General features: G+C 58.2%; 15 protein-coding genes and 1 pseudogene. 5 read left to right on the forward strand and 11 right to left on the reverse strand.

Annotated elements, in window-relative coordinates; all coding sequences use genetic code 11:
• The first annotated feature begins 384 nt into the window (after positions 1 to 384).
• Entirely contained in the window at positions 385 to 1,302 is a 918-nt protein-coding gene (locus RAD10_RS14840; RefSeq protein WP_461618081.1) for an NADP-dependent oxidoreductase, read from the forward strand.
• 338 nt (positions 1,303 to 1,640) lie between these two features.
• Here RAD10_RS14840 and RAD10_RS14845 read toward each other — a convergent pair whose 3' ends face one another.
• The 8 genes from RAD10_RS14845 to RAD10_RS14880 form a co-directional block, all read right to left on the reverse strand.
• Positions 1,641 to 2,054: a hypothetical protein gene (locus tag RAD10_RS14845; protein ID WP_461618082.1), complete on the reverse strand. Its 414-nt coding sequence runs from the start codon at positions 2,052 to 2,054 to the stop codon at positions 1,641 to 1,643.
• Positions 2,055 to 3,281: 1,227 nt separating this feature from the next.
• A complete protein-coding gene (locus tag RAD10_RS14850) occupies positions 3,282 to 3,593 on the reverse strand; it encodes a DoxX family protein (RefSeq protein ID WP_461618083.1) in 312 nt (103 codons plus the stop codon).
• Between the two features lie 436 nt (positions 3,594 to 4,029).
• Complete coding sequence (locus RAD10_RS14855; RefSeq protein WP_461618084.1) at positions 4,030 to 4,191, reverse strand: hypothetical protein; 162 nt, start codon at positions 4,189 to 4,191, stop codon at positions 4,030 to 4,032.
• Positions 4,191 to 4,670, reverse strand: a complete 480-nt coding sequence (locus tag RAD10_RS14860) for a Rid family hydrolase (protein WP_461618085.1) — start codon at positions 4,668 to 4,670, stop codon at positions 4,191 to 4,193. Before RAD10_RS14860 ends, RAD10_RS14855 begins: the two co-directional genes overlap by 1 nt.
• 218 nt (positions 4,671 to 4,888) lie before the next feature.
• Entirely contained in the window at positions 4,889 to 5,302 is a 414-nt protein-coding gene (locus tag RAD10_RS14865) for a cupin domain-containing protein (RefSeq protein WP_354098209.1), read from the reverse strand.
• Between the two features lie 1,327 nt (positions 5,303 to 6,629).
• Complete coding sequence (locus RAD10_RS14870) at positions 6,630 to 7,229, reverse strand: hypothetical protein (RefSeq protein WP_461618086.1); 600 nt, start codon at positions 7,227 to 7,229, stop codon at positions 6,630 to 6,632.
• A 665-nt stretch (positions 7,230 to 7,894) separates the two neighbouring features.
• On the reverse strand, positions 7,895 to 8,995 hold the full coding sequence (locus tag RAD10_RS14875) for a LysR family transcriptional regulator (protein ID WP_461618087.1): 1,101 nt from the start codon (positions 8,993 to 8,995) through the stop codon (positions 7,895 to 7,897).
• A gap of 1,043 nt (positions 8,996 to 10,038) precedes the next feature.
• On the reverse strand, positions 10,039 to 14,886 hold the full coding sequence (locus RAD10_RS14880; RefSeq protein ID WP_461618088.1) for a trifunctional serine/threonine-protein kinase/ATP-binding protein/sensor histidine kinase: 4,848 nt from the start codon (positions 14,884 to 14,886) through the stop codon (positions 10,039 to 10,041).
• Between the two features lie 301 nt (positions 14,887 to 15,187).
• On the opposite strand from RAD10_RS14880, the gene RAD10_RS14885 reads away from it, so the two are divergent.
• Together RAD10_RS14885 and RAD10_RS14890 are read left to right on the forward strand one after the other, a co-directional pair.
• Positions 15,188 to 15,637 carry a hypothetical protein gene (locus RAD10_RS14885; RefSeq protein ID WP_461618253.1) on the forward strand — a complete coding sequence of 150 codons (450 nt, stop codon included), beginning with the start codon at positions 15,188 to 15,190 and terminating at the stop codon, positions 15,635 to 15,637.
• A gap of 70 nt (positions 15,638 to 15,707) precedes the next feature.
• Positions 15,708 to 15,857: pseudogene (locus RAD10_RS14890) on the forward strand (IS5/IS1182 family transposase); the annotation flags it as partial.
• A gap of 111 nt (positions 15,858 to 15,968) precedes the next feature.
• On the opposite strand, the gene RAD10_RS14895 reads toward RAD10_RS14890, so the two are convergent.
• Both RAD10_RS14895 and RAD10_RS14900 read right to left on the reverse strand, forming a co-directional pair.
• On the reverse strand, positions 15,969 to 16,466 hold the full coding sequence (locus tag RAD10_RS14895; RefSeq protein WP_461618089.1) for a globin domain-containing protein: 498 nt from the start codon (positions 16,464 to 16,466) through the stop codon (positions 15,969 to 15,971).
• 121 nt (positions 16,467 to 16,587) lie between these two features.
• Positions 16,588 to 17,592 carry a helix-turn-helix domain-containing protein gene (locus RAD10_RS14900; RefSeq protein ID WP_461618090.1) on the reverse strand — a complete coding sequence of 335 codons (1,005 nt, stop codon included), beginning with the start codon at positions 17,590 to 17,592 and terminating at the stop codon, positions 16,588 to 16,590.
• 330 nt (positions 17,593 to 17,922) lie between these two features.
• Here RAD10_RS14900 and RAD10_RS14905 point away from each other — a divergent pair, with 330 nt between their 5' ends.
• Together RAD10_RS14905 and RAD10_RS14910 are read left to right on the forward strand one after the other, a co-directional pair.
• Complete coding sequence (locus tag RAD10_RS14905) at positions 17,923 to 18,456, forward strand: PAS domain-containing protein (protein WP_461618091.1); 534 nt, start codon at positions 17,923 to 17,925, stop codon at positions 18,454 to 18,456.
• 185 nt (positions 18,457 to 18,641) lie between these two features.
• Complete coding sequence (locus tag RAD10_RS14910) at positions 18,642 to 19,208, forward strand: sulfite oxidase-like oxidoreductase (protein WP_461618092.1); 567 nt, start codon at positions 18,642 to 18,644, stop codon at positions 19,206 to 19,208.
• A gap of 429 nt (positions 19,209 to 19,637) precedes the next feature.
• Here the strand turns inward: RAD10_RS14910 and RAD10_RS14915 are convergent, their stop codons facing one another.
• Positions 19,638 to 20,024: a response regulator transcription factor gene (locus RAD10_RS14915; protein ID WP_461618093.1), complete on the reverse strand. Its 387-nt coding sequence runs from the start codon at positions 20,022 to 20,024 to the stop codon at positions 19,638 to 19,640.
• Positions 20,025 to 20,204: the final 180 nt, after the last annotated feature.

Here is a 20,204-nt window from a genome sequence, read left to right on the forward strand (position 1 = left end):
TCGCGGTTATCGAAAGTCTAATCGGGCGACTCCTTGAACAGGAGGTGCTGCTCTGGGATGGCCCTCGACACAATCGCAGTCGCACGCCTTGCAGCCGATCTATGGCTGGGTCTAACGAGCCGCCGCCGGTCTCCGCATCCAGCCGGCGTACGGCTGAGCGTCGCCAATTCTGCATCGAAATTATCACGTACCACCCCCTCACGATTCGGTTCGTCGTAAGAAGCAGATGTTTGTATCTGTATCACACCTTTGAACTTTTGCGCGCTGCGTCGATGGCATCGATTCCATAGCTATAGATTATTGGACGACCAAATTTTGCATCGTAATTTCGGTGTCCGCCAAAACTACGAACATGACAGCACACCACACTCAAAGAGGTGGACAATGAAAGCTATTGCAGTGACCAGCCAGGCCGCGGGAACGGCCGGGATGAAGTTGATAGAGCGAGCCGAGCCGCAGGCGGCAATAAACGACGTCGTCGTTCAGGTTCATGCGTCGGGATTCGTGGGGACTGAGCTGGCGTGGCCCTCTACCTGGACCGATCGCCTCGACCGCGACCGGACGCCGTCGATCCCTGGGCACGAGTTGGCCGGAGTGGTCACCTCCCTCGGCTATGGCACGACAGGGCTGTCGGTTGGACAGCGAGTGTTCGGCCTCGCGGACTGGTATCGCGACGGCACCCTGGCGGAGTACGTCGCGGTCGAGGCACGCAACCTCGCGCCGCTCCCGGGCGACGTCGACTTCACGGTGGGCGCGAGCTTACCGATCTCGGGCTTGACCGCATGGCAGGGGCTGTTCGACCACGGCCGCTTACGGGCTGGCCAGAGCGTCCTCGCGCATGGCGCTGCCGGCGCAGTCGGATCGATGGTGACCCAGCTCGCGCGTGAGGCCGGCGCCTACGTCATCGGCTCCGGACGCGCCGCCGACCGTCAGAAGGCGCTCGACTTCGGGGTGCAAGAGTTCATCAACCTCGAGAGCGACGCCTTGGAAGAGGTCGGTGACGTCGATCTGGTTTTCGATGTCCTTGGCGGCGATATTGGGAAACGATCGGCGCGCCTAGTTAAAGCCGGAGGAACGCTGGTGTCCATCGTCGGGCCGAGCGAGACGCGGCCCACCAACTTCTTGGCGATCGACTTTGTCGTCGAGTCTGATCGCGGGCAACTGGGTGAGATCGTCCAGCGGGTGCGAGACGGACGACTGCGGCCGAACATCGGTATTGTCTCGCCGCTCCATGACGCGGTTGCCGCCCTTAATCACACTAAGCGGATCAACGGGAAGAAGGTCATCCGCGTTCGTCCGTAAGCGAGACGCGAATATCGATGCATGCGGTGCCTGCCATTGCGCAGACACCTTCAAGGAAGCACGTAAGCCGTTTGACCGCGCTTTCGCGGATCAGCTTTCTCGGGTCGGTCGAACGGATCGAGCCCGGAGCTCTTCGGCTTGAGCTCACAGCACCGAGAAGGAATGAGAAATGATAGTCGCGACGTGGAACGGGACATTGACAACCGAACCGGCAAGTCCGTTGTCGTCAAAGGACAGCGAATAATTCCCGGCGTGTTCATCAATACGCAACGTCTTAGACGGAGAAGGTCAGCCATGCGGTTTGGAGCCAAATCTGCAACGGGGATGCTGCGTTAAAATCAAATCGATCGCCACATGATAGCCCCAGTGCCGAGGTCGGCTACCACGGCAGTGCCCGTTCCGATCGCACTGAGGGCTGGGGCCGTCAGCAAGACCGCAGCGGCGAGAACCGGGTAGCAACAGATGTCGACCCCACCAAAATGGTCGGCAGACGGGGTAGTAACGGAAATCGCGCCCAATGCGCTATCCATCCACGGATGCAGCCAGTAACGGATGACCCGGACGAGCCCCGTCGCGTGGTCCGAGAAAGCGGGCGGCAGAAGCGCCGTAACGCGGGTCACCGCCCAGAGCCAGAGCGCGATAGGACTGTTCTTGCCAAAGTTCAACCGGAAAGGCGCGACCATCAAGACGCTGGCTGCAGGATAGTCGATTAGATAGGTGTGGATAGATCTTGTGATGTGACGAAAGGGCATAGCGCAACTCCTGCATGCTGGGCAGCTCGATTGAGTTCTTGGGACATCGAGAGTAGGGCGGGCGCACGAGATCAACCGCGCTGTGATTGATAGGCGACTCGTGCTGCCACCAGTATCGATGAAGTGTTGGGGACGATATTCTCGTCTGTCCGCCATTAGAAATGCAGGATCGTTATCGTTTTCATTCTCTGGAGCTGCCGCGTCTAAAGCGCTTAATTCAAGCGGCCGATACGAGAGTTTAGAAAGTGATTAGCGTAGAAATCTCTTCCATTTGAATGCTCCCGATTTGTACCTCAGGATCGGTGCCAGCCGCGCACGGGCGGCTGCGAGTCTTCCACCCGATCGAGTCTGAGCAAATCTTGTTCTTACCTCGCATTCACAGCGCGCCAAAGCAGCGTGAATGCGCTATCTTTCTCGTCGTGGCCCAATAACTAGGAGGGGTGCTTTTCGATCGAGATTTTCGTCGGAGCAGCGCAGAAAATCCTGCCGCCACTACAGTGGCGAACGAGCGCTCAACGCGATCGATGGCACGCAACTCCTGCCTGAAACACGCGCGTTCCGCGTCGCGTCTCCCGATCGCGCCGTCTGATCGCAATCCTGATCGATGTTGGACGCGCATGGATGAGTTCGCATCGCTGAAGATGGTTGGCGACTCGACGATTTGATCGACAATTGTCGATGTATTCAATGCACTGGCTGCGGCCGGCCGGCCGGGCACCTCGTTAGCGGTCCCAATGCGGCTCCATAGGCGCCGTTACGACTGCGAGGGAGCCGGCGTGAGACCATGGCGACGCATGATCTTCGCTATCCGGTCCACCACCGGCTGCCTTGTCGATCACCTCGGCACGTTCGCGGAAGTATTGCGGACCTATAGCTGCCGGCGTAATCGCACAGAGCGCCTTCACGTCTTGATTCGTGTTATTGTCAACCGATGAACCGCACCATGTGGAATGCGTAGCGCTTGCCTTGGCACAACTTCGACCTGTTTCCCGTTACGATCCAGGACAGCACCCCGTCCTTGCGTGAGTTCTTGCAGCCGATGTCGCGTATTGGCCCATTCCACCGATGGTCCCTCAACGGCAGGTCGGCTTCTCCGGGGTAGAGCCGCCGCGCCAATCCGTAAGCAACCACGCCACATCTTGACCCATCTCCGACATGACGGCCAAAGAGCGTGAATACACTACCGGGCCTTGCCGCCGATTCTGACGGCACCAGCGCCGAAGGCTATCACGTAGAGGAGGACCCCGTCATCACCGGATTCTTGTAGAAATTCATTGTGTTTTCTTGGTCTCCGATCGGCAGATGCACGCCAAAGGCAGTGGCAACACTTAACAGGGCGGGTAGAGCAGCTGCCCACCGAGTCTTGAAACCCAATGGCACTGCCAGGCCCCCGACAAGATGGATAATAGCCGCGATCCAAAATGCCGCATTGGGTAGCGGCACGTGCACGCTCGCGAAATACTGCGCGAAGAGGCTTGGACTGAGCAGCGGTGTGGCCGTCCCAGATGAAAAGGCTCGTAAGCGTGCGAGCGGAGGCAAGTAAGTTGTGAGATTGTCCGACGAACTGGATATGTGATAATTCCTAATGGCGGATCGGGGCGTTTCTTACGCGGGCTTGATCATATCCCGCGCATAGGCCAGGCCGATACCGTAGCCGCCGCCATGAGCCTCGACGATCGCTCGCGCTCCATCCTAGGTCGCATGCGCCGACGACATGTACCTGATACCCAGCGGCGAGAGCGGAGAGCGCAGGAAAGGTCACGCACGCCTCCGTCATAAGTTCCCCGAAGATCGGCTTCCGTCGTCCAGTCGCTACGATCACGCCGCGCAGCGTGGTCATCCCACATGTTTATGTTGCGGCGAATCGATCGCGACTACTTCGGGAATCGGGCCGCTGTAGACCTTGGTGGGGACGTAGACACCATGATCGGTATGCCGAAAACAGTGGCAGTGCGTGCTAGAGCGATCACGTTGTTCAGAAGCATTTGGCGATCGATCGATGCACGCCGAAAGCAAGTCCGTCTTGCTGATCGGCCAGCAAGGCGCAATCCGTCGGCTCGATCGGGATATCGGACATTGCTCTTTCGGTTTTAGGTCCTTCAGTCACGATTTCATTAGCTCCAAATCGGGTATTCATCACCGCGGCTTCGCTTCTACCGGCAGTATAGCCTTGAAGGTGATTTCGATGAGCTGTTGAGGAAAGGCCAACCTCACCACACCGATCAGGTTGCTGGCGCACTGAGGTCGTTCTGTGCCGTAGGCCTCGTTGCGTACCTTGCCCGCGACGGCGAATGCGGCGTCGACATCGAGGACGTAGAGCGTCTCCTCGACGACGTTGTCCAGCGTTGCCCCGAAGCGCGCCAAGAGCCTCACCGCATTGGCGTAGGTCACCCGCATCTGCTGTTCCATCATCGAGAAGTCCGCCGGCTTGCCGGATTCATCGAGAAAAGCAGGCGCGATCAGGTTCCCCTTCTCGTCGTGGCTGAGCTGGCCGGAGACATGGATCGTGTCGCCAACCTTGATCGCCTGCGCGTATCCGTAGGCATCTTCCCATGGCACGCCGAAATAGGTGGCTTCTTTGCCATTCAAGGTCGCCTTTACGTCCTTGCTTTGCATGTCGAGCCTCCTGGCGTCTCAATCTCGCAGCGTCTCGGTGGCGGCATCGAATGTCGGTGCGACGATGCTTTGGAGCGTGACCTTGCAACGCCCGCCGAGGGAAATCACCTCTCGCCATAGAGACGATAGACGATCGTCATTGCCGCCGTGTCGCGTGATGCCGTCGCGAGGAATGCCACCAGCCGCATCAAAACCGCTGCACTTTTCCCGATTAAGCTCTAGGCGAGCGCTATGCCGAAATCGGCTGGGTTGGGCTCCTTGCCGTCCTTCGGGACCAAGAAGCGCTCCAACCCACCGGGCACGAAGCTGACGAGCAGGGTCGCCTGGTCGCCGACCACCTCGATCGTATGCGGCACACCGCGGGGAAGAGCCGCGTAGGCGCCCGGCCCGACCTCGACGCGGGTATCGCCAACCCGCGCGATGAGCTGCCCCTGAACCACGAAGACTAGCTCGTCCTCGCGCGAGTGAGTGTGCAGCGGCGGCTCCTCGCCGGCTCGCACGTTCCACAGGACAGCGCCATAGTCGCCTCCGGATTGGCCGCTCTCCACTTTCAACTCAATGGTTGAGCCTTTGCTCAAGGTCACCGTCTGACCGCCCTTGGGCGCCGTGAGAACTGGCTTCTGGACTGGCATTTCTAACCTCCTGTTGTCGACTGTCGATCATCGCGCGTGCCTCATGGCCCACCCCGACCGAACCGCCCGATGCCGCGTGCTACAGCACAGCGGCCTTAATTGCATACTGCGAATTGGGTGGAGGATGCCGCCGCCGCCCGAGAAAGGGAAATGCCGTGTGACTATCTATCCGATAACCATTTATCATGGACCTCAATTCGGGCGGCGATTGCGTCGCGCGGCGTTGCTGCTGCGGTTGCCCTGGCCACTTCGCCGTATCTTCAATCTTCTCTTCATCGCCTTCAGATTCCGCCGGGGACGTAGTGCACGGCGATGACGCATGCGATCGACGGACAGAGACACACAACTCCTGAGGGAAGGGGCTGCTTCTGGCCCGTTCCGGCCGGTCGCGATGCTGAAGTTTAGGTCAGGTTATCGGGGTAGACTGGAAGCAACCGGCCTACCTTCCGGACGGCGGTTATGACTCGAGGCAGACATCGCCGCGGCCTAGTGGCGTCCAACTCTAACAAAATGACGATAGCATCGAGATCATGTTCAGCGTGCGGGCGGCAAACCACGCAATCTGATGCTTTGCGTGATGCAAAAAATGGATAATCAATGCCTCAGCACATGGCTGGCAGAGGCACGCGGTACGCAAAGGGCTTATCGCGACCATCTCCGGAAACTGAACCGGCCGCTGGCGGAGGACTACCCTAGCGAGAATGTTCCAGCACGTCGTGGCGGCAATCGAGGAGTTGGTCCAGGCGGCTCCAGTCACTCTTGCTGTGGCCCACCTTCAGGAAGCAATTCGTCGGTCGCCGGCGAAGAATTTCTGGGCTGTTACTCGGCGAACAAAGGGCGTGCTGCTCCTTCGATCACCTGATGCCTGCGCAAGCGGCCCGTGGCCGCGCAACGAACAAAGTCCGGCAACATGCGGAGGCTTAGCAGCTCCACCTCCGCAATCGGCGAGCTCAGGCGGGGGCGGTCCGCATCCATCATAGAAGCGATATCGATCTAGGAGGGTTAACCGGAAATAATCCGGCCCCTCGAAGCATTACTGCTAACGTCCCAGCGGGCGAGGCGCGGATAGCTGAAGAACGCTAACGCCTCAAAAACATCGCGGCTAGCGGCGGCTTTAGGAGCCGCGCGCTGCCAAGCTTTGCTGTCACAATTCGCCCTAGCCACCACCAGTCGCATGAGGAGTTGGGGCAGTAATAGTTCGGAAGGCCCCGATGTAAGCATCAATACATTGGATTTCGAAGGCGGTGATCCGATCTCGGGTTGCCTGGAGGCCGCATTAACCTCCTTGCATGTACGCCCAGCTCTTCGGAAGCGTATGAGATTCTTATCAATACGGCGGACACGTCGGTGTGTCAGTCCAGGGTGCCGTCGCAAATGCGCCGACACGCGGTCCGGGCAGGCAACGTGACCTGTAATATCCGTAACCGTAGGCCGCATCGTATGACTCATCGGTCGGATAGCCCCAATACGAACTATAGGCGGGATAGCCCCAGCTCGAATAATAGGCGGGGTAGTCCCAGTGCTGAGGGAAGGGATGGCTCCGCCGATAGCGCACGTCCGTCGTTCCGGTAGGTACCGCCGCTTTAATGGATGTGCCATTGATCGGCGCGGCCGACGATTCAGCCGTGGAGACGATGGCGATAGGAACAGCAATTGCGAGCGCAGCCGCGAGGGTGCGGACTTGAGTCTTCATGGTAGCTCCTTTTCGTGTTGGACTACCCAGCGAGAATAACTTTGCAACGTCGGCGATGGAAATCACCTCTCGCCATCGAGTCGATAGACGGTCATTATTGCCATGCTGCTCAATGCCTAAAGCCGTGAGTTGCCCATCAGCTGCATCCCCGGAGAGTGTATCGTTGTGCTGCTGTTGAGGGTTACGCATCGAGAGGGTTACCGATCGAGGCGACTTCTGCAACAACCACTTCATTATCGCCCTCCTGTCTCCCCTAAGTGCATCAGGAGACGGTCGCGAATCCCCGTCGCAACCCTCTTATCTACCAGGGACTGTTTGTTCCGAAGACCCTTCTACCGACCTGACTACACTCGATCAGAGTGTGACCGGCGGGAAAGAACCTCTCTTTCCCAAAGACGAGCAATTTCGCAGCCACGCAACAGAGTCCCTGAGAGAAGTGCGATATCGCTCGACACACAGACTGCGGCAACGCAGTGGGGCGGCCGCCTAAGGTCGAGGTGTACCAAGCAGGGCTCTGTGCCTGATTTGCAGCAGATAGCTAGAAAGCAAGCCACCAAGAAGAAAGCAGAGACGAACGACGCCAACTTCGCCACGTCGTACCGTAAGCCGCATCAACTTGATGGGACTGATCGGGCATGCGTGCGTGGTTCAGGGCCGTTTCTTGCATAGTTGAGCCCTAGGCTGCCAGGGCGACCTTCAAGATAAGCGGCGTGACTTGATCTTCAGTCGTGCCGCGGATCTGCCCAAGCGGGGATCATGAAACAAATGGAGTCGGGAACTTGTCTGCGCGTCAGCGGGGCCGCCCCGAGGATCGCGCCACTAGAAGGCCTTCATTCTGAGGAGCGGCCCGGAGATCGTGATGGCAACAGCCATGACCACATCGTGAGTCTCGCGTGCAGTCACCGTCGCTCTATTGAATGCGGCTGCCGGGATAGCCGCGCTTCCAGGTCTTCGCTCCGAGTTGTCTGAGAATCTCTTGGGCGATCTGCCTGGATTCGTGACTCAAATAAGGCACCGCCACGTTGCTCGTCAACGTTCCGAACTTTATCGTTGTTTGAGGCAGGGGCAGATGAGTTGCGGAGCGTTTCCAACGTACTCGTCCAGTCGCGAGCACGGACAGTCTTTATAAACGCGTCAAGCGCCGGCGAATATTGCCTCCCCGCCACGGCCAAGAGCTGCACCTCCCGCCGAACTGGGTCGCCCTCAATCGGAATAGCAGCGAGCGACGGCAGCCTGGGAGCGTGCTCTGGGGCGAGGATGGCTCCAAAACCGGCTGATGCCATTTGCTGAAGATGCCTTTCCTGATCACTGGTGTGCACAACCTTAGGCCCAGGATGGTCGACAAAACACTCCCGCATGAATCTGCCCACGACGTCGCATCCGAGCCTTTCGAGAAATACCACCTCGCACAAGTCTTGGACCGGGATGACGGTTTGCCGCGCCATCGCATGTTCCCGAGACAGGACAAGCACGTACCGCTCTTCGAAGAGCGGCCAACGGTCGATCCGCTCGGGTAGCTCCACAGTGTCGCCGACAAGGGCCGCATTAATTTCGCCGTCCAAAAGCAACGCGACGAGCTCGTCGGCATCGGCTTCGCGCAGATCGAATCGAAGCTCAGGGATGATTTTGGCGAGTTCCAGGAGCAATTCCGTAATCAGTGTAGCGGAAATTGACGGCGCCAGCCCGATCTTGAGCCGGGCGATTGTCTTCTTTTGATAGCTTCGCGCTTGATGGCTTACCGCCTCCGCAGCGACGAATACCTTCTCCAGCGTCGGCAAAATCATTTTGCCGAGCTCGGTGAGCTGGGTGAAACGACGTTCACGGTGAATCAAGGCGCCGCCGAGCTCCTCCTCCAGCTTGTGGACCGCCTTTGTCAGTGCCGGCTGGGTTACATTACATTGCTTCGCGGCTTGCGTGAAATTGAGCGTCCTCGCGAGGGCCAAGAAGTATCGCACCTGATGAAATTGCATATGCATGCTCACACCCGAAAGATCTGCCATGGTTCGAACCATTCCAGTTCGTTGCCATGGTGGGGAGGTGCGATGGCCAAAGTGTCTGTCGCGGAGTTGCCTACAAACCTATTGTGCACCAGCTCGGAATTCTCGGCCTGCATATTGGGGGAAGTGTTCTCGCTGACGCTGCTTCCGACTAACGTCGCGGGCCATGACGTCAGCGTAATCCGCGGGTCCGAAAAACGGGTTCGATCGTACAGACTCTGCATTGACTCGGTCCAATCTCGATGCGCTGATGGCGACCTCAGATGTCGACCTCGTTAGATTCATCGAATGTTTGGTCAGTTGATGTCGCTGCCTGTCATGCGAAATCGTGGATGGCGACGTTCTTGATTTCCATAGTGTCCTTCCTGGCAAGAGGGTGTTAAGCCATGCCGAGCAGCGAAGTCGCTTGCCAGCACTGGATAGGGCGAAATCAAACGTCAGTTTCGCATTGGAAATTCCGCTGTCGGCGTATTTCATCGTCCAGTCTAGCTCCACGGCCTGAGCGTTTGGCTCCTGTCGGTCAGAAGTGCAGTAGCCGCACAAGCGTCGGGATAACACTTGGTGTTATTGACGTTAACATCGGCGCCCGCGGGCGATGCAGTTGGCGCAGTGAACATGGTGCGCATCCTGATTGTCCGTGGCGCTGCGGTGTCCGATGGTTTCTTGTTGGCAATAGATAGAGTAGCTTGATCGTGGCGTTAAGCGCAGTTCTTGCTATGGCGTTATCATTCTTGCGGGTTTGTTGAGTTCTGTTTCGTGGTGCTCGCGTCCTGGCGTGCCCACTACCTCAACAGTCGCGATCACCGGTTTACCCAATTGCTCCAACAATCCGCGGTCGTTTGGAGTTAGATCGGTTAGTGGAGGGCGGCGCCATTGAACTCGAAATCAAAGGAGAGGCTTTCCAGTGTAAGATCACCACCGGTTGTTGCACCAAGCCTGCTCAGCGGGCGAGGGTGATACTAGGTGCGACTCTGTCGCCGGGGCTACGGGGGCGCTTGGAATCGCGAACGAGGTCACGCCAAGGAAACCCGCTCCTTGTTGCCGGTTCACGCCGCTCGATTTGACTGTGAGGGCAGCGTGAATCGAAAAACTGCGCCTCGAGGTTCGGCGGCGGCCCACAGTCGTCCCCCGTGCGCTTCGACGATGGTGCGGCAGATGGATAGACCCATCCCCAAACCACTAGGCTTGGTCGTATTGAAGGCCTCGAAGACGCGCTCGAGGTCCAGGGAACTCAGACCGGGACCCGAATCCCGGACTTCCACAAGCACGCCATCCGGTTCACTCTTGCTAGTGGTGATCACTAGTTCTCGCATCCCCTCACAGACCGTGTTCATGGCTTCGACCGCGTTGATGATCAGGTTCATGATCACTTGTTGCACCTGCACCCGATCCCCTTGAATGAGCGGCAAGCCATCCACGAGGTGTGATTGCACCGAAATGCCATTCTTCATGGCTTCACCACGGGTCAGGGCGATGACCTCGAGGATTGCTGCGTTGATGTCCACGTCTTCGTTGCGGAGAGGTGCCTTTTTGAAGAGAGCGCGCATCCGGCCGACTACTTCGCTGAGGCGATTGCCATTTGCAAAGATCCGGTTGAGGGCCTGCCGCGCGCTCTCTAGATCCGCCGGTTCTTTGCTCAGCCAGTGCAACGCGGCGGAGGCATTATTGAGTGTCGCCCCAATTGGCTGGTTAACTTCATGGGCGATCGAAGCGGACAGGTGGCCCATTGTTGCGACTCGATTCGCGTGCACAAGCTCCATCTGCATCTCACTGTAACGTCGCTCGCTCTCGCGCATTTCCTCCTCCGCCAGCTTGCGCTCGGTTAAGTCGACCACGAAGGCGACGCCCTGTTCGTGTCGTTCACCGAGCGTCGCTGCCCCGACCAGCACGGGCACTCGGCTGCCGCTCTTCTGGAGGTACTCCTTCTCATAGGGTTGCGCGGTTCCGGTCGCGTCCAGCTCCGCTACTCGCCGGTCGTCGGCATCACGCCATTCGGTGGGCGTCAGGTCCCGCCAGCGCAGTCGACCGGAGGCGAGATCGTCGCGGTCATATCCGACAATGCGGAGAAAGGCTTCATTGGCATCGATGATCCGACCCTCAAAATCCCAGACGAAAATGCCGATGATGTTGGCGTCCACCAGCCGTCGGATCCTGGTCTCCCGCTCAGCTAGTTCGCGGTACAGGCCGGCGTTCTCAATTGAGATAGCCGCTTGGGAAGCAAGGAGTGTGAGGACCACCATTCGAGCAGGAGTAAACGCGCCCGTCGCGAGGTTGTTCTCCAAGTACAGCATCCCGACTAACCTGGTCTGCTTCAGTATCGGGAGACAGAGCACCGAACGTGAGCTGCGGTCGCGAATATAAACATCCGTCGAAAACGAGCTCTGACCGGCAGCATCGTGCAGGAGAACGCTTTCTTTAGTTCGAAGAACGTAGTGAAACACAGACTTCGGCAGATCCGCGGCCGTGACGCGTGCCTGTTTCAGGACAACGTTCACGTTACCGTTGCTGGTTGTAGCCTCTGCTTCAATTTCATAGTTGCCGCCGTGCGGCAGAATTAAGACACCTCGATCGGCACCCGCATGTTCGATTGCCAGACTCATGAGCGTGTTGACCAGTTTCTCGAAAACAATCTCTCCCGATACCGCTTCCGAGACTCTGATTACGGTAGCCAAATCAAGCTGCTCGTTGGGTGTCACCATCGTCGCCGTGGAACCCGAGATTGATTTGCCCACTGTGAGATGCGGATGAAGCTCCTCGAGTTGGCGAACTTTCCCGTCCGCCCCCCAGCGTAGATAGCAGGCCCGCGCCGCCCGCAAATAGGTGGCCGCAATCTCCTCGTAGCCGCGCTCCGCGTAGAACCGCCCAGCAATCTCGTTGGCAATTGCCTGGTTGTGTACGAACCCACATTTGTGAGCCTCGCGGATGGCCTGGTCGTACAGCTCTTGAGCGTTCAGCACCCGGCCTTCAATGCGGGCGATTTCGGCGGCGACCAAGGCAGCGCGGTCTTCAAAAGTGTCGGGGTCGACCTCCGCCCACGCTTGGAGCTGACGGTGATGGTCCAGCACAGAATCGAAATGCAACGATCTCTGCTCCGGTGTGGCGTGAACCCAGACCGCCGCGTGCGCCAACGCGCCATAGAATCGATACTCCGCGAGCTCGAACGTCGCCGCCGACGTCCAAAGCAGAGGTTCCGCGTGCAGCGAGGCGTCGACCGCCGCCGCAAGGTCTCCGGCCAAGAAATGCGCCTGCAGCTTTCGCGTCCAGTAATGGAACTCGGCGAGCAGCAGATCGGGATCGGGGCTGTTAGCCAAGCGGCGTTCGGTATCCAGTTCGCCGTATTCCTCATGATCCAGGCACCCGAACTGTGCAGTTAACCCGCGCAAGGTGAGGATCAGACCGAGTTGAGCTCCGCAGCGTTCTATGACAAGGCCAAAACGCACCCGCCTAGCAAATGCCAAGCCGTTCTCGCACTCTTCTTGCACTTCCACGAGCGGATCCCCGGCGGCGAGGCCAACCGTGACGGCCAGCAGCTCGCACTCTGCTGTCAGATATTCGATTGAGTAGATCAGCCGGTAATTTCGTTCCCACGTCTCGTCTGCAAGCAGGGCTCTGCCGGCTCTGAGATATTTGAGCGCTGAGTCGTATGCCGTCGAGAGTTTCGCACGTCGGCCGGCGATCAAATTAAGTTCTGCGACGCGTTCGCGATCCTCTACAAAGTTGATGAGATGAGAGCCCCGATTGAGTTGATTGACGATCTCAAATATGGCTTCCTCGCGTTTTTCAGCGGGCGTGTGCCTGGCGAGGAGCAATCCCATACGAAGGTGAGCCTCGCCACGCAGCTCCATCGGTATAAGCGAATAGGCTGCTTCCTGGACGCGGTCGTGCGTGAATCCGTAGGAATTATCCGCACGAAAGATTAAGCCCAATCGCACAGCTTCCAAGAGAAGGTCGTGCATGCTCTCAAGCGAGCCCTGATAGCCTATCCGGAGCATCTCGAAGTCTGCGGTGTTGCCCATGCAGGCTAGCTGCTGGAGTACCTTCTGCGTTGCGGCCGGAAGGCGCTTCAACCTCTCGATCATCAGCTCTGCGACATTATCCGTGAACCCTTTGGCACGGATGCGGCGCAGATCCCATACCCAACGCCGTGCGCTGTAATCGAATGTCAGCAGGCGTTCATCCACCAGAGTAGAAATGAACTGGATCGCGAAGTACGGGTTTCCCGTGGTCTTCTCGTGAATCAATTGCGCCAGCGGGGCGGCACGCGCTAGTTGGCATTGAAGGGTATCTGCAAGCAGTCTACCTAGATCGTCGCGACTAAGTGGCGTGAGAACGATGTCCTGCACTGCCGCTCCCGCCTGACGGATCGCGTCTAGCTTACGTGCCAAAGGGTGGGTGGCATTGACCTCGTTGTCCCGATACGCACCAATAAGCAGCAAGTGCCGCAAATCGCCGTGCGTCAACAGATCTTGGAGGAGGTCAAGTGTTGCGACATCCAGCCATTGCATGTCATCTAGGAAAAGGGCGAGCGGATGTTCAGCCCGCGCGAACACGCTGATGAAGCGTCGAAATGCACTTTGAAAGCGTTTCTGCGCCTCCTGCGGCGGCAATTCAGGCACTGGCGGCTGCTCGCCAATGACATGCCTTAATTCCGGAACGAGATCGACAAGGAGAAGTCCGTTGGCGCCCAGCGCCTCACGAAGTATGTCCTGCCATTTGCGCAGGTCTTCCTCACTTTGGCTGAGGAGCCGTTGGACCAGGCTCTGAAACGCCTGGGCCAACGGGGCATGCGGAATGTCGCGCTTGTCGCGTTCGGATTTGCCTGAGGCAAACAAGCCGCGTGGTGGTACGAGCGATTTGTGGAGCTCGTTGACGACCGCGGACTTGCCGATGCCAGAGTGTCCGGAGACCAGCACTAGTTCCGCTCGGCCACCGCCAACGATGCGGTCGAAGGCGGTGAGCAGACAGTCAACCTCCCGGTCTCTCCCATACAGCTTTTCGGGGACCATGAGGCGGTCCGGGACGTCTCGAGCGCCAGGAGTGAAGTCATCGATCCGTCGCCGGGACTGCCATTGCGTCATGCAGCGCCGAAGATCGCTCTCAACTCCCGCCGCTGTCTGATACCGCTCCTCCGCCGTCTTGGAGAGCAACTTCATCGTGATCGCAGACACCGAGGCCGGCACGGCTCCCAATCGCTCGCTGGGTGCGGCAGGTTGTTGCGCGATGTGGCAGTGCACCCATTCCATCGGGTCGGAGGCCGTGAATGGAAGGTTCCCGGTCAGCATTTCGTAAAACGTCACTCCAAGCGAGTAAAGGTCGCTCCGAGAATCCATTGAACGGTTCATTCGTCCCGTCTGTTCGGGTGCCATGTAGGCGAGCGTTCCCGCTATTAGCTCGGGAGCTTCGGGCGACTGGCGCTCGCGCGGAAGCTGGGACGCAATTCCGAATCCGGTGAGCCATGCGTTGCAGGCGTTGTCGACGAGGACATTTGCGGGCTTGATATCCTTATGTATGAGGCCCTGTTGATGGACTTGACCGAGTGTTCTTGCCAACCCAATGGCGGTACTGAGGAAGCAAGTCAGGTCGAGGGGTTTCCCCTGGTCACGCTTGAGAATCAGATCGAGCGGCTGCCCGCCAGGGTCCTTGAGTAAAAGGGTCGTCCGGCCTTCGTGACGAGTAATGGCCAGAGGCGTGGCAGCCCAAGCGGAATCGAGTTGGGCTGCCAACGAGTATTCCTGCATGAGCCGCCTCACGCTCTGAGCCGACGGCCGTTCCAAAAGTGCAATAGCTAGGACCGGGGAGGAGTCGTCGTTCTTTCGGCCGCGGTAGAGAGTGAAATCCGAGCTCTCGCGCAGGGGCACGAGGTCGTACCCCGAGGCACCCGGGATAGGTGACATTCTTGTTGCCACAGCATCACCACTTCAGAGTATTCATTTGGATAGGATGCTCACAGGAACGAAGTATCAATGGCCGAGCGTAGACTTGGTTCTTTCTAACGAAGTGAAACTTTCTAGCGAGAGCACCAGGATGGCGACGGCCCCTAGTGCTCTGGGAGTTATCTTGTTAGGATCATTGTTCTCTGGATGGCGTTGGGGAGCGCCGCGACAAAGGTCTCGACGCAGACATCATCTCCCTGCAGGACGCCGCTGCGCCAATCCCTTGTAATTCGCCAAAACGGGCGAGCGCACGACGCGCGGCATGGTCATGCGCATTCTCCAAGTCGGCGATGGCGGCGCCGCAAAGAATATTCCTCGGCGTAATGTAAGTAGGGCTGAGCCATCTTATCGCACCATGATTTATCTACCATCATCTCGCGTGCTTAGCGTTCCAGCCTCAGAAGGCCCGACCGTATTTGTGATCGATGATCCGTTCACTCGCGGGTCGCTCAGCATCTTGTTCCGTTGGGTCGGGTTGAAGGTCAAAGCGTTGGCTTCCGCAGCCGAACTGCTTGAAATCATCATCCGCTCCGGCATTCCGGCCGGCGTGTTCAACCTCGTCGTCGGCTCGGGCTCGACCTCCTCGCCCGGATCGCCGATCTTCCCGCTTCGCGTCTGCACGAACTGCTGTCCTGGGAACGAAAGCTCCCGCGCCAAGCCGACGAACCCACCGATCAGCAAGCTGCCTAACCTTCACGCAGCGCAATCATAGCACTACCCGGCTCTCGCGCGCATGCGTCAATCAGGCGGTCTTCGTCGTGCGCGTACGATGCGCAACACGCCCGGATCAGCAGATATCGCTGAGCGATCCGGATGCCCGTTCGATGGCTACCAGCGGACGCGGATTGGGTGTCGGCTATAATGTCCAGCGGTGGGCACCGCGACACCATCTGATTGTTACGCACGAGGTCATAAACGTCGGCCGACAACGGCCGCGCGCCGATCCTATCCGTTTGCACACAACCAAGACCCGAGCGGACATATCGGGATCACTGCTTCCAGAGAAGAAAAAAGGCGCTTAGTGCCAGGCGGGAGATCATCAATCAGACGCCGGCAGCCGCCTTCATTTCACCCGCAAGTTCATCGTAGCAGACCGTCCAGGCCTCACGAACGGCGGGCGTGAGATCCTCTCCAAGCGCCTGTTCGAGGGTCCAGAGCAGCGCTTCCCGCAGCGCGTCGTAGTCGGCGAGCTTAACCCCGTACTCGACATGGCGGACGGCAAGGTCATGGATCGCGGGCGAAAGTTGATCCGGCGCCGGTAGATTGTAGACGACCATAGCGAGCATAGTCATTAGCTTGACGCCCTGAATACGCAAGTTGTTTCTGAATAGCGGCCGGAAATTCGGATTGGTGGCGAATAGCCGCTCGTAGAACAACGCTCCGGTGACCTCTGGCATCGCCGCCAGCCTGGCGAAGGTGTTCTGGACAAGCTCCTGCTGCACAGCATCCACGATGTCATTTCCTTTGCGTGCGGGCGCGCACATGATAGCAATCGGATACGAGCCCTCAAGCGCATAGAAGCGTCGGGCAACCTGACGCATCTCATTGGCGCGCGATTTTCGTGGGTCACGACGTCATTCACACGGAAGCAGTTGCGAAGTCGTCTCATTTAGCGCCAAGCAACGTCTTACTTCGCGCCAAGCAGGAGATCGCCCCGAACATTCACGATGTGTCCCTCCCTATCGTGCCCTGGCCATTCACTCGTCCTTGCGATGCCGTACGCAGCATGGTGGGCGGGCTACCGAACTCGCTTGCGAACGCGCGATAAAACGTCGCCATACTGTTGAACCCCCAGCCAAAAGCTATATCGATCACCGATCGGCCGGTTCCTGTCGCGTCGGCGATGGCGTCGCGGCACCGGAGCAGTCGCTCGCGCGAAACGTATCGGGCGAAACTGACATTGTTTGCTTCGAACAGCCGATGCAGCTGGCGCGCCGAGATGCCGAGTGCGGCCGCGGCGCTGGCGGGGGTCAGGGAAGGATCGGCGAGATGCAGGTCGACGTAACGCTTGACGGCCGCGAGCCGCGCCGATTGTAGCGAATCCCGCCCCCGATTAACGCCTTCGTTGGACATGTTGCAGCTCAGTGCCACGAGACCGCAGAGATTGCGCAGCACGGCTTCACCATGTTCGTTGGGGAGCAGCGGCGCCTGCGCCTTTGCCGCATCAATAGCTGCGCCGAGCAGCGAGCCGAGCGGTGAGGCACCGGCCAACCGATACGGGCGTTCCAGTCGGCCCCCGGTTATAATCGGCGAGAGTGCAGCCCGCGGGATGATCAGCATGTCGAACGACGCTGGGCCTTTCCATTCCGCGTCGAATTGCCATTCGGTCGAGCTTATGCAGAAATCACCGGGCTCATGAATCAGGTCGACTGGCGTGCTGCGTGCCGCGGCCCTCCAGATGACCGGCGCGCGAAATCGGCGGACGAAGAACGCTTCGATCTTGTCCTTGGCAACGTCGGCCGCCGTCCGTTGGACCCTCTCAAGTCCCGAACTTATCTCCAGCAGCGCAAATTCGCCCGCAATCGATCCGCTCGCTTCCGCGCGAAAGGCAGCGGGATCCGGAATCTCGCCCGGCGTGATGCTATGGGCCTGCTTCGCGAAAAAGTCGCACCAGAACCTCACGCGGTCGCGCGGTGCAATATCGTCCGTGGAAAAGTGGACTTGCATGACCATCCCGTGGGCCGATCAAATGCCTTTGAACCCAATCTTAGACCGGTCACATGGGCAAAGCGAGGGTGCCAGCTTCGGGGCTGCCACTTTCTAAGGCGGACGTGGAGAGTTCCTTTGCGTATCGATTCCAGCGGGCGAGCCGATCACCGCACCCGCCTCTCCGTGGCCTTAATTGAACAACAACCGAATGGCGATCGGCGCAAAATGAGACATCGTGCGGCGCACGGTGAGACGACGGTAATGACCGGCGAGGCTATGCTTGCCCAAATTCGAGTGTGAGGCCGAATAGGTCCTATGAACAATGTGGGTACGCAAAGGAGGTTGAAAATGGCAACCAACGCAACAAGCACGATGATTTTAGAAGGTGACTTCGACAGAATCGATTTCCGAGGAGAAATCGTCGATGGGCACCTCGTCGCAAAAGGCATTCTCGCAGATCAGGCGGCGATGGATTCCATCCCAGTAGGAATATACGTTCTCGAAAAGAATGCGACCGTCGTCAAGTGCAACAAAGCCGCGATTGCGGGTTGGGGACGCACGCCGTCTCTTGGAACTTCGGAGAAGTTTTGTGGGTCACACCTTCTTCGTTATCCCTCAGGAGAAGTGATGCCGCACGAACACGCACCACCTTCCGTGGTGATCAATAACGGCGGCACTGTTCGAAACGCCGATGTGATTTGCGAGCACCCGAATGGTTATCGTCTTCTTGCTCTCGTGAATGTCTTTCCTATTCGTGACAACGAGGACGAAGTGATCGGAGCAGTTAATATTTTCCGTCACAACACTAGCAAGACTGTTCCTGGCCTTGAGCCCAAGTCTGCAAGTCGTTCTGATCTCAAAGCTGATGAAGACGAGCAGTGAAGATCCCTTCGCCGCTTAGAGATTCACCAGCTATTTGACGGGTTGCTGCTCGGAGACCCAATATTTGACGTGTCCGCCGCAACCCGGCTCGCCGTTGCTTAAATTACGTGCGCCGACTAGACGCACTATAGCTCGTGGTGGAGGTAAGTGTGGGATCGAAGCATCGAGGCGAACGGGAGCGCGAGATGCTTGCCGCCGGGCGGCTTCCCCCCGGACAGTCGCTGACGCTGAAGTCGCCAGTGATACATGTGGGCTCGGTGCCGCTCTTTCGTCCTGGTTCGTGGGATTTTCGCGTATTCGGGCTAGTAGAAGTGCAGCTGCGGCTTTCGTGGGAAGAGTTTTCTAATCTGCCGCAGACAGAGCTATCTGCGGACATGCACTGCGTCAACGGCTGGAGCCGCTTCGACAACAATTGGGGAGGATTGCTCGTCACAGAATTGATGAAGCGAGTGAAGTTGCGACCAGAAGCGCGGCATGTGATGGTCCATGGTGAGAACAAGTACACGGCAAACCTACCAATCGCGGATTTTCTGCGCCCGACTACAATTTTAGCCCTGCGGCATGACGGCGAACCCCTTACGGCCGAGCACGGGTACCCGCTGCGCCTGGTGGTGCCAAACCTCTATGCCTACAAGAGCGTGAAGTGGGTGCGCGGGATCCAGTTCTTGGATCGCGAGTCGCCGGGGCTATGGGAATTTAATGGCTACCACATCTACGGTGACCCCTTTAAAGAGCAACGATCTTCGAGCTGAGCATCCGAACGGTCAAGATATGAGTGGGGACGAATCCACCTTGGTTCGAACCCGATCGTTAGACCCCAACCTGCGGGCACTTCGTCCGAACGACACGAGATTTACGTCAACAGACGACCGCGGGCCGATACAGTCGACCAGGAAAGCCTTCGCTAACGGCTTTGGAAGATCGCGCTTACGGGCTGGAGAGACGCGAGTGATCACGCCGCCATTCCAATTATCCAATAAGAAATCGGGCCTTTCGGTCACCGTCCCAGGCCATTGCGGCTCTTGCGCTCGATCGCTTGATCACTATTGCTGAATTCGGAGCTCCTTCCGAGGTACGCACGGACGCGTAAAGGAAGCGATTGTGTAATCCATACTTCACGATAACGGAGCCGAACGCGAACCACAGTATGACCGAAATTCTGGTCGAGCGCCGTCAGTCATTCAATTTTCATCCGATTTCACGCGCTGCAGAGCGGATTGGACGCATCCAAGTAAATCCCGCTCGTTGATGGGTTTGGCCAGGTAGCAAACGACGCCCTGACGCAGAGCCTGAACTCGCGCGCTGTCCTCCGGGTAAGCTGTGATCAGAATCGTTGGTAGGTCATAGCCAGATCTAATCAAGAAGCTATGCAGCTCGATCCCAGTCATGTGCGGCATGTGGACATCAACGATTAAACAGGAGGCATGTTGGAAGTTGGGAGACCTCAAGAAATCCACTGCGGACGGGAAGGCCTCAATCGTGAACCCCATTGCCTCCATGAGGCCCGCTAATGCCGTGCGAGATTGCTCATCATCATCTATGAGCGAAATTTGAATATCGGCTGACATATCCCCACCTGATTGCTGGGGATGCGGTGCGCCGCATCTCTCGTTCTGTGTCCATCTCAAGGAGCGCACGGGGTGACCGTGCAGTCAGCGTAACGTAATGGCAAGGCTCTGGATTGACGATTATACACTGGACAGGAGACACCATACTTCGGAATAATCGGTGCTATAGTTTGGAATAAG

The sequence above is a fragment of the Bradyrhizobium sp. 23AC genome (assembly GCF_054863025.1).